Raw genomic sequence first — 13,426 nt, 5'->3', positions numbered from 1 at the left:
CGCACCGCGGTAGTGACAGGAGAGAAGAGACATGGCTGAGTTGACGATCAGTCCCGACGAGATCCGGGATGCGCTCGACAGCTACGTGAAGTCGTACGAGCCCTCGGGCGTCGTGCGCGAGGAGACCGGTCGCGTCACGCTGGCCGCCGACGGCATCGCGCAGGTCGAGGGCCTGCCCGGCTGCATGGCGAACGAGCTGCTGCGCTTCGAGGACGGCACCCTGGGCCTCGCGCTGAACCTCGACGTCCGCGAGATCGGCGTCGTGGTGCTCGGTGAGTTCACGGGCATCGAGGAGGGCCAGGAGGTGCACCGCACCGGCGAGGTCCTCTCCGTTGCCGTGGGCGACGGCTACCTGGGCCGCGTGGTGGACCCGCTGGGCAACCCCGTGGATGGCCTCGGCGACATCGCGACCGAGGCGCGTCGCGCGCTCGAGCTTCAGGCCCCGGGCGTCATGGCCCGCAAGTCGGTGCACGAGCCCCTGCAGACCGGCCTCAAGTCGATCGACGCGATGATCCCGATCGGCCGCGGTCAGCGCCAGCTGATCATCGGCGACCGCCAGACCGGCAAGACGGCCATCGCGATCGACACGATCATCAACCAGAAGGCCAACTGGGAGTCGGGTGACCCGACCAAGCAGGTGCGCTGCATCTACGTGGCGATCGGCCAGAAGGGCTCGACCATCGCCTCGGTGCGCGGCGCGCTCGAGGAGGCCGGTGCGCTGGAGTACACGACCATCGTCGCCGCTCCTGCCTCCGACCCCGCCGGATTCAAGTACCTGGCGCCCTACACCGGCTCGGCCATCGGCCAGCACTGGATGTACGACGGCAAGCACGTCCTGATCGTCTTCGACGACCTCTCGAAGCAGGCCGAGGCGTACCGCGCCGTGTCGCTGCTGCTGCGCCGCCCGCCGGGCCGCGAGGCGTACCCGGGCGACGTGTTCTACCTGCACTCGCGCCTGCTCGAGCGCTGCGCGAAGCTCTCGGACGAGATGGGTGCGGGCTCGATGACCGGTCTGCCCGTCATCGAGACCAAGGCGAACGACGTCTCGGCGTACATCCCGACCAACGTCATCTCCATCACGGACGGCCAGATCTTCCTGCAGTCCGACCTGTTCAACGCCAACCAGCGCCCCGCGATCGACGTCGGCATCTCGGTGTCCCGCGTCGGTGGCTCGGCACAGGTCAAGGCGATGAAGAGCGTCTCCGGAACGCTGAAGATCGACCTGGCGCAGTACCGCTCGCTCGAGGCGTTCGCGATGTTCGCGTCCGACCTCGACGCGGCGTCGCGCCAGCAACTGACCCGTGGTGCGCGACTCATGGAGCTGCTCAAGCAGCCGCAGTACTCGCCGTACCCGGTCGAGGACCAGGTCGTGTCGATCTGGGCCGGAACCAAGGGCAAGCTGGACAAGATCCCTGTGCAGGACGTGCTGCGCTTCGAGCGTGAGCTGCTCGACCACCTGCGTCGCTCGACGTCGGTCCTCTCGGACATCGCGGACACGGGCAAGCTGTCCGACGAGACCGAGTCTGCGCTCGAGACGGCAGTCGACGACTACCTGTCGACCTTCCTCGCGTCGGAGGGCACCGAGCTGCACACCGACGCGCCGATCGAGGGTGGCGGCGAGGCTGAGTCCGAGCAGGAGCAGATCGTCGCGAAGAAGAAGAAGTAGCCGATGGGTGGACAGCAGCGCGTCTACCGGCAGCGGATCCGGTCGACACAGTCGCTGAAGAAGATCTTCCGTGCGATGGAGCTGATCGCGGCTTCACGCATCGGCAAGGCTCGCGACCGTGTCACCGCAGCGGCGCCGTACTCGAAGGCGATCACCCGCGCGATCAGCGCCGTGGCGACGCACTCGAACGTCGAGCACCCGCTGACGTCGGAGCGGACCGACACCAACCGCGTGGCGCTGCTCGTGGTGAGCGCGGACCGCGGCATGGCCGGCGCCTACTCGGCGAATGCGATCCGTGAGTCCGAGCGTCTGCGCGAGCGCCTGGAAGGCGACGGCAAGGAGGTCGTGCAGTTCGCTGTGGGCCGCCGCGCAGTGTCGTACTTCAAGTTCCGCAACCGTGAGCTCGCCGGGCAGTGGACCGGTGGCTCGGATGCGCCGGACGTCGAGACCGCGATCGAGGTCGCAGCGGAGCTCTACGGAGCCTTCACGGCCGAGATCGAGGACGGCGGCGTCAGCGAGATCCACATCGTCTACACGCACTTCTCGTCGATGGTCTCCCAGGAGCCGCGGGTCATCCGCCTGCTGCCCCTCGAGATCGTCGAGGGCGTGGCGGAGCCCGGCGACGACGTCGAGCCGCTGTACGAGTTCGAGCCCTCTGCCGAGGCCGTGCTCGACGCCGCGCTCCCGCGCTACATCGAGGCGCGTGTGTACACGTGCCTGCTGCAGTCGGCGGCATCCGAGCTTGCCAACCGCCAGCGTGCGATGAACACCGCCGTGTCCAACGCCGAGGACATCATTCGTCAATACACCAGGCTCGCCAACTCGGCGCGCCAGGCCGAGATCACCCAGGAAATCAGCGAGATCGTCTCGGGCGCGGATGCGCTCGCGGCCTCGTGATCGGAAGCGAGACATCATGACCCCCACCGCGAAGACCGCGAAGAAGCCGGCGGACAAGAAGCCGGCCGAGTCGTCCGAGTCGACCTCCAAGCCCGTGATCGGTCGCGTCGCCCGCGTGATCGGCCCCGTCGTCGACATCGAGTTCCCCGCAGACGCGATCCCCGACATCTACCACGCGCTTACGGTCGACATCGACCTGAGCGCGCAGGGCGAGGACGAGGGCATCCTCCACATGACCCTCGAGGTCGCTCAGCACCTGGGCGACAACATGGTGCGCGCGATCGCCCTGAAGCCCACCGACGGCCTGGTCCGCGGCGCTCAGGTGGTCGACACCGGCGCCCCCATCTCCGTCCCCGTCGGCGATGTCACCAAGGGTCACGTGTTCAACGTGACCGGCGAGGTGCTCAACGCCAAGGAGGGCGAGAAGGTCGAGGTCGGCGAGACCTGGCCCATCCACCGCAAGCCCCCGTCGTTCGACCAGCTCGAGTCCAAGACCGAGATGTTCGAGACCGGCATCAAGTCGATCGACCTCCTCACGCCCTACGTGCAGGGTGGAAAGATCGGCCTGTTCGGCGGTGCGGGTGTGGGCAAGACCGTCCTGATCCAGGAGATGATCTACCGCGTCGCCAACAACCACAACGGTGTGTCGGTGTTCGCGGGCGTCGGTGAGCGCACCCGTGAGGGCAACGACCTCATCGAGGAGATGACCGAGTCCGGCGTCATCAACCAGACGGCGCTGGTCTTCGGCCAGATGGACGAGCCGCCGGGCACGCGTCTGCGCGTCGCCCTGTCCGCCCTGACGATGGCGGAGTACTTCCGCGACGTGCAGAAGCAGGACGTGCTGCTGTTCATCGACAACATCTTCCGCTTCACGCAGGCGGGCTCCGAGGTGTCGACCCTGCTGGGCCGCATGCCGTCGGCGGTGGGCTACCAGCCCAACCTCGCGGACGAGATGGGTCAGCTGCAGGAGCGCATCACCTCGACCCGCGGTCACTCGATCACCTCGCTGCAGGCGATCTACGTCCCCGCGGACGACTACACCGACCCGGCGCCGGCCACGACGTTCGCGCACCTCGACGCGACCACCGAGCTGTCGCGTGAGATCGCCTCGCGCGGTCTGTACCCCGCGATCGACCCGCTGGCCTCGACCTCGCGCATCCTGGACCCGCGCTACGTGGGCCAGAAGCACTACGAGACGGCCAACTCGGTCAAGTCGATCCTCCAGCGCAACAAGGAGCTGCAGGACATCATCGCGATCCTCGGTGTCGACGAGCTGTCCGAGGAGGACAAGATCATCGTCGCCCGTGCGCGCAAGATCCAGCAGTTCCTGTCGCAGAACACCTACATGGCGACGCAGTTCACCAGCGTCCCGGGCTCGACGGTGCCGCTGACCGAGACCATCGAGGCCTTCTCCGGCCTGGTCGAGGGCAAGTACGACCACATCGCTGAGCAGGCGTTCTTCAACATCGGTGGTCTCGAGGACCTCGAGAAGAACTGGAACCGCATCCAGAAGGAGATCGGCTGATCATGGCCGGCCCCCTGACCGTCGACATCGTCGCCCCGGACCGCACCCTGTGGTCCGGGACGGCGGAGCGCGTGATCGCGCCCTCCGTCGAGGGCGAGATCGGCCTGCTCGCCAACCACGAGCCCATCCTGGCGCTGCTCAAGGCAGGCACCGTGCGCGTGCGCACCGGAGACTCTGAGCAGGTCGAGTTCGCGATCAAGCAGGGCTTCGTGTCGTTCGACCACAACGTCATCACCATCGGCGCCACGCCGGCGGAGACCGACGAGGACTGACGCCCATGCGCGTCGTCATCGCGCGCTGCGCCGCCCGGTACTCCGGGCGGCTCAGCGCGCATCTGCCTCTCGCCACTCGGGCGATCATGGTCAAGGCCGATGGTTCGGTGCTGCTCCATTCCGATGGCGGCTCGTACAAGCCGCTCAACTGGATGAGCCCGCCGTGCACCTTGCGCACGGCTGAGGTCAGCGAGGCTCAGGCCGATGCGGGGGTCCAGGAGGTCTGGACAGTTCAGCACGACAAGACGGACGACCGTCTGGAGATCGAGCTGTACGAGGTCCTGTCCGACACCGAGCACGAGCTGGGGATCGACCCCGGTCTCGTGAAGGACGGCGTCGAGGCGCACCTGCAGGAGCTGCTGGCGGAGCAGATCGCGTTGCTCGGCGACGGCCACACGCTGGTGCGCCGCGAGTACATGACGGCGATCGGCCCCGTGGACATCCTCGCGAAGTCGCCGTCGGGCGGTTCCGTGGCGGTCGAGATCAAGCGCCGCGGCGAGATCGACGGGGTCGAGCAGCTGACGCGGTACCTCGAGCTGATGAACCGCGATCCGCTGCTGAGCCCAGTCGAGGGGGTCTTCGCGGCACAGGAGATCAAGCCGCAGGCCCGGGTGCTGGCCGAGGACCGCGGCATCCGCTGCGTGGTGCTCGACTACGACGCCATGCGCGGCGCCGACGACCCCACGACGCGCCTGTTCTGACGCCAGCCGGGCCGCCTCAGCGCCGCCGGCCGAGCGGCAGCCAGGCCAGCACGCGCTGGATCTCTCGGTCCCAGGCGCCCCACTCGTGCGTGCCCGGGGACTCGTGGTACTCCAGCCCGACCCCTGCATCAGCCGCGGCGTCGCGGAAGCGACGGTTGTGATCGAGCAGGAAGTCCTCAGTGCCGCACCACGCCCACAGGCGCGGCGTGGTCGAGGGATCCGCGGACCTGACGAGGTCGATGAGGTCGTCGCCGTTGGCGCGCGAGCGCTCGACGGTGCTGAAGGTGCGACGCCACTCGTCGCCCAGTTCGGCAGGCTCGGCGCCCACGTCGAGGCTGCCCGAGAGGCTCGCCGCTGCCCCGAACCGATCCGGACGGCGCAGCGCCAGCTTGAACGCTCCGTAGCCACCCATCGACAGTCCTGCGGCGAAGGTGTCCTCTCGCCGCTGCGACAACGGGAAGAACGCACCCATGATCTCGGGCAGCTCGTCGGCGATGTGGGTGAAGTACCGGTAGCCGTCGGCCTGGTCCGTGTACCAGCCCCGGTCGACGGTCGGCATGACCACCGCGAGCGGCAGGTCGGCCACGTAGCGCTCGATCGACGTGCGTCGCTGCCAGATCGAGTCGTCGTCGGTGAGCCCGTGCAGCAGGTACAGCGTGGGCAGGGGCCCGCCCGCGGCAGCGCCTGACATCCCGATCTGGCCAGAGGCGGCCTGGGGCAGGATCACCGTCGCCGTGGTCGACAGCCCCAGCACGGTGGAGTAGTAGCGGACGTTCAGCAGTGCCATGGGCCCAGCGTAGGGGGCGGGGTGCAGGCAGCCCGAGCATCGGGGCTACCCTGGTCGCCATGGCTCGATCCGCGAAGAGGAAGGCGCCGCGCAGCGTGCGCCAGCCGCTGGCGACCCATGAGGACGGCGCGCACATGTACGCGACGTTCTGGAGCCACTGCAAGGCTGCCTTCGCCTCGATGGTGCCCTTCGTGATCGTGTACTTCACCGCGCAGCCGTTCGACGAGGCGATGGGCTTTCTGGTCTCCGGCGGCGTCACCATCGCGCCGGCCCTGGTGGGGATCTACATCTGCGGCTGGGCGCTGATGAGCATGGGCCTGCTGCGTGCGTTGAGGTTCGACCAGTCCGTCGTCAAGCACTACGTGGTCTACGCCGTCACGGGTGCGATCGCGCTGACGGTGGTGGCGCTGGGCATTCTCACCGCGGTCCGCGTGGCTCGCGAGGGTACCTGGGACATCTGGAACGTCTCGACGTTCACCACCCTGCTGGTGGCATCGCCCCTGCTAGGAGCGCTCGGTGCGGTCATCGGACGGAGGGTGCTCGCGTTCTTCATCCAGTGGCACCGGTGGCTCGAGCGCGAGGTGCTGCCGAATGCGCTGGAGTTCGTCGAGGGCAAGCACGATCGCGCGGAGTTCCACCGCATGAAGGCGGACGAGGACGGCACCGCGACGCAATCCTGACCGTCTGGTAGAAAACATCGAATCGTTCGGTTACCCTCGTTGGCATGAGCACTCCGAGCACGCCTGACACCTTCGCCGCCGACTTCCTGTTCGGCGCCTCGACGGCCTCGTACCAGATCGAGGGAGCCGCGACCGAGGGCGGCCGCGGCCCGTCCATCTGGGACACCTTCTCGCACACCGAGGGCAAGACCCTGAACGGCGACACGGGTGACGTCGCGTGCGACCACTACCACCGCTACGCGGACGACGTCGCGGCGATGAAGGAGATCGGGCTCGACGCCTATCGCTTCTCGATCGCGTGGCCGCGCGTCCAGCCGGGCGGCTCCGGCGAGCTCAACCGCGAGGGCGTCGACTTCTATCACCGCCTGCTCGACGAGCTCATCGCTGCGGGCATCGAGCCGCTCGTCACGCTCTACCACTGGGACCTCCCGCAGGAGCTTGAGGACGCCGGAGGCTGGCCGGTGCGCGCGACCGCGGAGGCGTTCGTCGAGTATGCACGCCTGATGGCGGAGGAGTTCGGCGACAAGGTCACGTACTGGACCACGTTCAACGAGCCGTGGTGCACCGCGTTCCTGGGCTACGGCTCCGGCGCCCACGCTCCCGGCCGCAGCGACCACGCGGACTCGCTCGCGGCAGCGCACCACCTCAACCTCGCGCACGGTCTCGCCTACGCGGCGATCAAGGAGGTGACGGCCGATGCGCAGGTCAGCCTGGTCATCAACTCCCACCTTCCGCGTCCCTGGAACGTGGCAGACCCGCGCGACGTGGAGGCGGCGCATAAGATCGATGCGCTCGCGAACCGCATCTTCATCGAGCCCTTCAGCAAGGGCGAGTACCCCCAGGACCTGCTCGAGTTCACCGCAGACATCACCGACTGGTCCTTCGTGCACGAGGGCGACCTCGAGGCCACCCGCGGCACCCTCGACCTGATCGGCGTCAACTACTACTCGAGCCACACCGTGCGCCACCACGACGGCCCGCGAGTCGACACCGGCGAGGACGGTCACAAGACCACGAAGTTCAGCTGCTGGCCCGGAGCCGACGACGTCGAGTTCATGCCGCTCCTGGGCGTGCGCACCACGATGGGCTGGAACGTGGACCCGAGCGGCTTCCACGCGCACCTGCTGCGCATCCACCATGACCTCGGATTGCCCATCATCGTGACGGAGAACGGCGCGTCGTGGCCCGACGAGGTCGACGCGGACGGGCGCATCCGCGACATCGACCGCTACCGGTACTACCACGACCACCTGCTCGCCCTGCAGCGCGCACAGGCCGAGGGCGCCGACATCCGCGGCTACATGGCGTGGTCGCTCATGGACAACTTCGAGTGGGGCTGGGGCTACTCCAAGCGCTTCGGCATGATGCGGGTGGACTACGACACGTCGAAGCGCACGTGGAAGGACTCCGCGTACTGGTACGCGAACACCATCCGCACCCGCCAGGTGACGCCGCTCGACGCCATCGAGGGTCTGGTCTCCACGCCTCCCCGCGCCTACTGACGCGGGCGCAGCCAGCCGGGCCACCGCATCGGCCCTCCGTACCCGCTCGTTCACCTCTGAACTGCGAACCGAGCTCTCGGCGACACGCCACGTGCCACTCCCCTCAGGAGCGATCCTGCGGGGTGGCGGGGAAGAGGCCGGTTCGCAGTCAAGGGGGTGAGGGCTCGGCCGTAGACTTGAACCCATGCCCTCCAAGCGCCGGTCGTCGAAGCGCCCGTACGGGCAGCCTCACCCGGAGCTGGACGTCGACCGCGTCGCGAATGCGACCGGCGGCAGGCGCGAGACCGGGCCCGGCGGCGAGGAGCACATCGTCGTGACGCCGCGACCCAGCGACAAGACGTACACGTGCCCCGGCTGCGGCCGCGACATCGACGGCGCGACCCAGCATCTGGTCGCGTGGCCTGCGGACGGGCTGTTCGGCGCCGAGGCAGCCGCGGCTACGCGCCGCCATTGGCACACCCACTGCTGGAACACGTTCGGGAGGACGCGTGGCTGACACGACCGAGATTCGCTCCATGACCGTCCTGCCCGCGATCCGCGAGGACATCGTGCTGCGCACGGAGGACGGCCTCGAGCTGGTCGGGGAGCTCGCGCTTCCCGCGTCAGGCGAGGTGCGCGCGACCCTCATCACATTGCATCCGCTGCCCACCCACGGCGGCTTCATGGACTCCCACGTGTTCCGCAAGGCCGCGTGGCGCCTGCCGCACCTCGCGGACGTCGCGGTCATCCGCTTCAACACTCGCGGCACCACGTCACCGCGCGGGACCTCGGACGGCCAGTTCGAGGAGGGCGTGGGGGAGGCGGCCGATGCGCGCGCAGCGGTGGACTTCGCCGTAGCACGGGGTCTGCCGAACCGCTGGCTCGTGGGGTGGAGCTTCGGGACAGAGGTCGCGTTGATGCACGGTTCGGACCTGGACGTCGAGGGCGCGATCCTGCTGTCGCCCCCGCTGCACCGCGCGAAGGATGCCGACCTCGAGCGCTGGGCCGCGACCGGGAAGCCGGTGACGGCGCTGGTGCCCGAGCACGACGACTTCCTCCAGCCGGACGAGGCCCGCGAGCGCTTCGCCCCGCTGACTCAGCTCGAGCTCGTGCCGGTCGAGGATGCCAAGCACCTGTGGGTCGGCGAGGCCTACGTGCGGATCGTGCTCGACGCGATCGTCGAGCGCGTCGCGCCCGACCGCGCGCCGCTGCCAACCGCGGTCGCCTCCGACGTGGTGCAATAGGACTGGATCGCCGACCACCCCTCCGTCGCGCCCTGGGAGCCACCGTGAGCCTGCTGCCCGATGTCCCGCCCATCGTCCTGCTGAACGCCTTCCCCGTGGACCGAGCGCAGTGGGAGCCCCTCATCGCGGCGTGGGGCGACCGAGCGCGGGGCGACGTGATCACCTTCGACATGCCGGGCATCGGCGAGATGCCGGTGACGGATGAGGAGCCCAGCCTCGAGCTCATCGCCGATGCCGCGGTGCTCGCGATGCGGGAGGCGACGGGCGCCAATGCCGCGGTCTGGATTGGCTGCTCGATGGGCGGCTACGTCGCGATGGCGGTGGCCGAGAGAGCGCCCGATGCCGTGGCCGGCCTGGGCCTGCTCGCGACCAAGGCGAGCGCGGATACCGAGGAGGCGGCCGCGACGCGGGAGAGGAACGCGCTCGCGGCGGAGGAGTCCGGGGGAGTGCCGGACCCACGCGCGGCTGCCGAAGGACTCGTGGGCACGGAGGGGCCCGCCCGCGAGGAGCTCGTCGAGTGGGTCGCGGCGAACGTGTCCCGGCATGCGGGAGATGGGATCGCGTGGGGTCAGCGGGCGATGGCGGCTCGCCCCGACCGCCTCGAGGTCCTGCGCTCCGTCGATGGACCCGCCGTGGTGATCGCGGGCGCGAAGGACGGGATCGTGCCGCGCGACGCCATGGACGCCGTCGCCGCCGCTCTCGACGTCACGACCGTCGTCATCGAGGGCGCCGGTCACCTGGTGGCACTCGAGAAGCCCGTCGAGACCGCCGAGGCGCTGCTGCCGCTGCTCGGCTGAACTTCCCAGCGCCGCTCCCGCGACGCGTCAGCGTGCCCAGTCGTTGCCGCCGGCCAGGCGCTTGTCGAGAGCGACCTGCATGGGCATCGACTCGCCGTCGCGGCCACCCTTGCCCAACTCGAGCGGTGGCTCGGCGGGCTCGAGGTGAGCGCCCGTGACGCGGGCCTTGAGGGTCGGTGCCACCGAGAGGACGTAGAACTGGCCGTCCGTGCCGACGCCGACCGTCTGGTCGCGCTTGAGATACCAGCCTTCGACGGCGGTGCGGTAGCGCGCCCCACCCCCGTAGGGGCGAGCCGTGAAGCGCACGGGCTCGATCCCAGCCGCACGAGCGTCCTCGGCGAACTTGCGCACCATCACGGCGGCCTGGCGGCTCTCCGCCTGGCGCTGACGCTCGAGCGCCTGGGCGCGCCGCAGGTGCGGCGAGACCGCAGGCTCGTCGGTCATCAGTGCTTCTCGGCCGCCCCGGCGGCGCGCTGGAGGCCCGCCACGGGGTCGGTGCCCAGCAGGCCGCGCAGATCGTCGAGGTACCCGGTGATCGACTCCTGCTGGCGGTGCAGGTCCTCGACCTCACGCGCGGCGTTCACGCGCTCGCGCTCGGCGTCCGCGACGGCCTCGGAGATGATGCTCTCCGCGTGCTCGCGAGCCTCGGAGACGATCTCGTCGGCGTTGTTGCGAGCATTCGACAGCAGCGTCTGCGAGTGCGTCTCCGCTTCGCGCCGCACGGTCTCCGCGCGCTCGAGCGCGACGCTGAGGCGCTCTTCGGCCTCGTCGGCGCGCTTGCGCGCATCGGCCACCATCGCGGCGCTCTCCGCCTGGGCCTCCTCGTGGCGCTTGCTGAGCTCCTGCTCCGCGGTCTCGCGACGCTGTGCGACCTCGACCTGGAGGTCCTCGCGGGTGCGCCGCGCCTCCTCGGACGCCGCCTCCGCGTCGGCGTGGGCCTCGGCCCGCAGCGACTCTGCCTCCTTGGTGGCTGCAGCGATGGTCGCCTTGGCCTCCTGGGCAGCGTCCGCAGCGCTCTTCTCCGCGTCGTCTTGAGCAGCCTGCGCCGTGGCCGCCGCGTCGCGGTCGGCCGCGTCGCGGGTCTGCGTGGCGTACGTGTCCGCCTCGCGTCGGGTCTGCTCGACGTATGCCGCGGTCTCGTCGCGCTGGTGAGCGTCGAAGTTCTCGGCCTCGCGCCGGACGCGGGCGGCGTGGTCGTCCGCCTCCTGGCGCACGGTCGCCGCGTAGTCGTCGGCCTCCTTGCGGGTCGTCGCGTCGAACGCGTCCGCCGCCTTGCGCACGTCGCGCGCGTAGGTCTCGCCGGCCGCACGAGTCGAGGCCGCGTAGTCCTCGGCGCCCTTGCGGGTGGCCTGGTCGTAGGCGTCGGCGTCGGCGCGCACCTGGGCGGCGTGGTCCTCGCCCGCGGTGCGGGTGGCCTGGTCGTACTCGTCGGCACCTGCGCGCGTGGCCTGGTCGTACTCGTCGGCACCTGCGCGCGTGGTCTGGTCGTACTCGTCGGCCGCGGTGCGCGTGATCAGCGCGAGCTCCTCGGCGTCCGCGCGGGCGGTCCGGTGGTGCTCGTCAGCAGCAGTCCGCGTGGTCGCGTCGTAGGCGTCGGCGTCGGCGCGCACCTGGGCGGCGTGGTCCTCGCCCGCGGCGCGGGTGGCCTGGTCGTACTCGTCGGCGGCCGCGCGCGTGGTCTGGTCATATTCGTCCGCCGCGGTGCGGGTGGCCTGGTCGTACTGGTCCGTCTCCGCCCGCTTCGCGACGACGAACTCGTCGACTGCAGTCCGGGTCTGGGCGTCGTACCTGTCGGCCGAGCCGCGGGTCGCGGTGTCGTACTCGTCGGCCTCCGAGCGCAGGCGAGCAGCATCGGCCTCGGCAGCACCGCGCTCGTCTGCGGCGTACTGGTCCGTCTCCTGTCGCAGCGCGTCGGCGGCGGCGCGAGCCTCGGCGGCGATCGCCGCCGCAGCGGAGCGGGCATCCTCCTCGGTCGCGGCGCGGTACTCATCTGCGGCGGTGCGCTCCGCTCCCGCGTAGTCGTCCGCCTCCTTGCGCGTCGCGGCGGCGTACTCCTCGGCCTCGCCGCGCGTCGCATCGTCGTATTCGTCGGTCTCGAGGCGCAACGCCTCGGCCTCGCGCTCCGCGGTGGCGCGAGTGTCTCGTGCCTCGGTCTCGGCCTCCGCGCGCAGGGCCTCGGCGTCGCGGTTCGCCTGGGTCAGGAAGGACTGCGCCTCGTTGCGGAGGTTCGCGGCCTCAGCCTCCGCGGTGGATCGGGCGTCGGAGGCCTCGGCGTCGGAGGCAGCCTTCGCCTCGGCCGCCTCCGCCACGATCGTCTTGGCCTCAGCCCGCGCATCGGCGAGAGCCTGCTCCGCGTCCGCGCGTAGCGACTCCGCCTGGTCCTGGGCGCCGGCGACGATTCCCTCGGCCTCGGCTCGGGAGGCATCGACGAGCTCAGTCGCCTCGCGCTGCGACGCGACCCTCAGCTCGGTGGTCTCGCGCTCCGCTGCCGCTCGGGTGGTGTGCGCCTCGCGCTCTGCGGCTGCGCGCTTCTCCGCGGCGTCGGCTTCGATCGCCGAGGACTCGCGCTCGGCATCGCGCCGTGCGCGGTCGAGGATCTCTGTGGCCTGGCGCTGAGCGGACTCGCGAGCGCTGGCGGCGTCCGACTCTGCCGCGGTGCGGATCTCTTCGGCCTCGCGCCGGCTTTGGGCGATGATCTCGGCGACCTCGTTGTCAGCGCGGGCGCGCAGCTGCTGCGCCGAGACGTTCGCGCGGGCCACGGTGTCCTGCGCGTGCGTGTTGGCGCGCTGGACGACGTCGGACGACTGCTCCTCGGCCGAGCGCAGCAGCTGCTCGACGCGAGCCCCGAGACCCTTGTAGGTGGGCTGCTCCGCCTCGCGCAGGCTCTTCTGAGCCTCGTCGAGCCGGCTCTGCACCTGTGCGGCCTCCTGCTGCGCCTGCTGGGCCGAGGTCTGCGCCTTGCGCACGGATTCCTCGAGCTGAGCGACGTGGGCGGCCACCGCTTCCTTGTCGTAGCCGCGCATGGCTACTGGAAACGGCAGGGTCTCTTCGGGCATGCTGGTCTCCTTTGGCGGCGCCAGGCGGCGCCACACGATCCGTCCCCCAGGGTAATGCGCGCGGCGAAGTGAGACAAAAGCCGAAACCTGCGTCCACATTCCCGCATCTCTTAGAGTGGACGGGAGAAACCAGGAGGAAATGTGAGTCTCAGGACGACTGCGCTCGTCGCGGGCGTGATCGGAGTGCTGCTTCTCGTGACCGGTCTGGTCGCTGACGCGCAACGCCCGCCGCGCGAGGTGACTCCGGACGCCGCCGTGAACACGGCTGTGGTGGTGTACGAGCCCGCGATGCTCGCCTTCGCCGGCGACAACCGCATCGG

Annotated in this window: 13 protein-coding genes; 10 read left to right on the top strand and 3 right to left on the bottom strand. The window is 70.0% G+C overall.

What is annotated here, in order from left to right; genetic code table 11:
• The first annotated feature begins 31 nt into the window (after positions 1 to 31).
• From atpA to nucS, 5 genes are read left to right on the top strand one after another with little or no spacing between them, the layout of a single operon-like run.
• Positions 32 to 1,666: a F0F1 ATP synthase subunit alpha gene (atpA, locus tag QZ483_RS01185; RefSeq protein ID WP_297081155.1), complete on the top strand. Its 1,635-nt coding sequence runs from the start codon at positions 32 to 34 to the stop codon at positions 1,664 to 1,666.
• A 3-nt stretch (positions 1,667 to 1,669) separates the two neighbouring features.
• Positions 1,670 to 2,563: a F0F1 ATP synthase subunit gamma gene (locus QZ483_RS01180; protein ID WP_297081154.1), complete on the top strand. Its 894-nt coding sequence runs from the start codon at positions 1,670 to 1,672 to the stop codon at positions 2,561 to 2,563.
• A gap of 16 nt (positions 2,564 to 2,579) precedes the next feature.
• A complete protein-coding gene (gene atpD / locus QZ483_RS01175) occupies positions 2,580 to 4,088 on the top strand; it encodes a F0F1 ATP synthase subunit beta (RefSeq protein WP_297081153.1) in 1,509 nt (502 codons plus the stop codon).
• A 2-nt stretch (positions 4,089 to 4,090) separates the two neighbouring features.
• The gene (locus QZ483_RS01170) at positions 4,091 to 4,360 is read left to right on the top strand and encodes a F0F1 ATP synthase subunit epsilon (protein WP_297081152.1); all 270 of its coding nucleotides are present in this window, start codon (positions 4,091 to 4,093) and stop codon (positions 4,358 to 4,360) included.
• Positions 4,361 to 4,365: 5 nt separating this feature from the next.
• Positions 4,366 to 5,061 (top strand): endonuclease NucS, encoded by a 696-nt coding sequence (gene nucS, locus QZ483_RS01165; protein ID WP_297081151.1) that lies wholly within the window; start codon positions 4,366 to 4,368, stop codon positions 5,059 to 5,061.
• A 16-nt stretch (positions 5,062 to 5,077) separates the two neighbouring features.
• Here the strand turns inward: nucS and QZ483_RS01160 are convergent, their stop codons facing one another.
• Complete coding sequence (locus QZ483_RS01160; RefSeq protein ID WP_297081150.1) at positions 5,078 to 5,848, bottom strand: alpha/beta hydrolase family protein; 771 nt, start codon at positions 5,846 to 5,848, stop codon at positions 5,078 to 5,080.
• A 59-nt stretch (positions 5,849 to 5,907) separates the two neighbouring features.
• Between QZ483_RS01160 and QZ483_RS01155 the strand changes: the two genes are divergently transcribed.
• The 5 genes from QZ483_RS01155 to QZ483_RS01135 all read left to right on the top strand — a co-directional run bounded on the left by QZ483_RS01155 (position 5,908) and on the right by QZ483_RS01135 (position 10,050).
• Positions 5,908 to 6,528, top strand: coding sequence for a hypothetical protein (locus QZ483_RS01155; RefSeq protein ID WP_297081149.1), 621 nt, complete (start codon positions 5,908 to 5,910; stop codon positions 6,526 to 6,528).
• Positions 6,529 to 6,572: 44 nt separating this feature from the next.
• Positions 6,573 to 8,030 carry a GH1 family beta-glucosidase gene (locus QZ483_RS01150; RefSeq protein WP_297081148.1) on the top strand — a complete coding sequence of 486 codons (1,458 nt, stop codon included), beginning with the start codon at positions 6,573 to 6,575 and terminating at the stop codon, positions 8,028 to 8,030.
• Positions 8,031 to 8,214: 184 nt separating this feature from the next.
• Positions 8,215 to 8,526, top strand: a complete 312-nt coding sequence (locus QZ483_RS01145; RefSeq protein ID WP_297081147.1) for a hypothetical protein — start codon at positions 8,215 to 8,217, stop codon at positions 8,524 to 8,526.
• Between the two features lie 19 nt (positions 8,527 to 8,545).
• Positions 8,546 to 9,253: an alpha/beta hydrolase gene (locus tag QZ483_RS01140; protein WP_297081185.1), complete on the top strand. Its 708-nt coding sequence runs from the start codon at positions 8,546 to 8,548 to the stop codon at positions 9,251 to 9,253.
• Between the two features lie 44 nt (positions 9,254 to 9,297).
• The gene (locus tag QZ483_RS01135; RefSeq protein WP_297081146.1) at positions 9,298 to 10,050 is read left to right on the top strand and encodes an alpha/beta fold hydrolase; all 753 of its coding nucleotides are present in this window, start codon (positions 9,298 to 9,300) and stop codon (positions 10,048 to 10,050) included.
• A 27-nt stretch (positions 10,051 to 10,077) separates the two neighbouring features.
• On the opposite strand, the gene QZ483_RS01130 is transcribed toward QZ483_RS01135, so the two are convergent.
• Positions 10,078 to 10,494 carry a hypothetical protein gene (locus QZ483_RS01130; protein ID WP_297081145.1) on the bottom strand — a complete coding sequence of 139 codons (417 nt, stop codon included), beginning with the start codon at positions 10,492 to 10,494 and terminating at the stop codon, positions 10,078 to 10,080.
• Positions 10,494 to 13,106 (bottom strand): hypothetical protein, encoded by a 2,613-nt coding sequence (locus QZ483_RS01125; RefSeq protein WP_297081144.1) that lies wholly within the window; start codon positions 13,104 to 13,106, stop codon positions 10,494 to 10,496. The genes QZ483_RS01130 and QZ483_RS01125 overlap by 1 nt, the downstream gene beginning before the upstream one ends.
• Positions 13,107 to 13,426 lie beyond the last annotated feature (320 nt).

Source organism: uncultured Demequina sp. (genome assembly GCF_913055775.1).
Classification (GTDB): Bacteria; Actinomycetota; Actinomycetes; order Actinomycetales; family Demequinaceae; genus Demequina.
The sequence above is the reverse complement of the archived record's forward strand: the minus strand, read 5'-3'. Positions and strand labels throughout refer to the sequence as shown.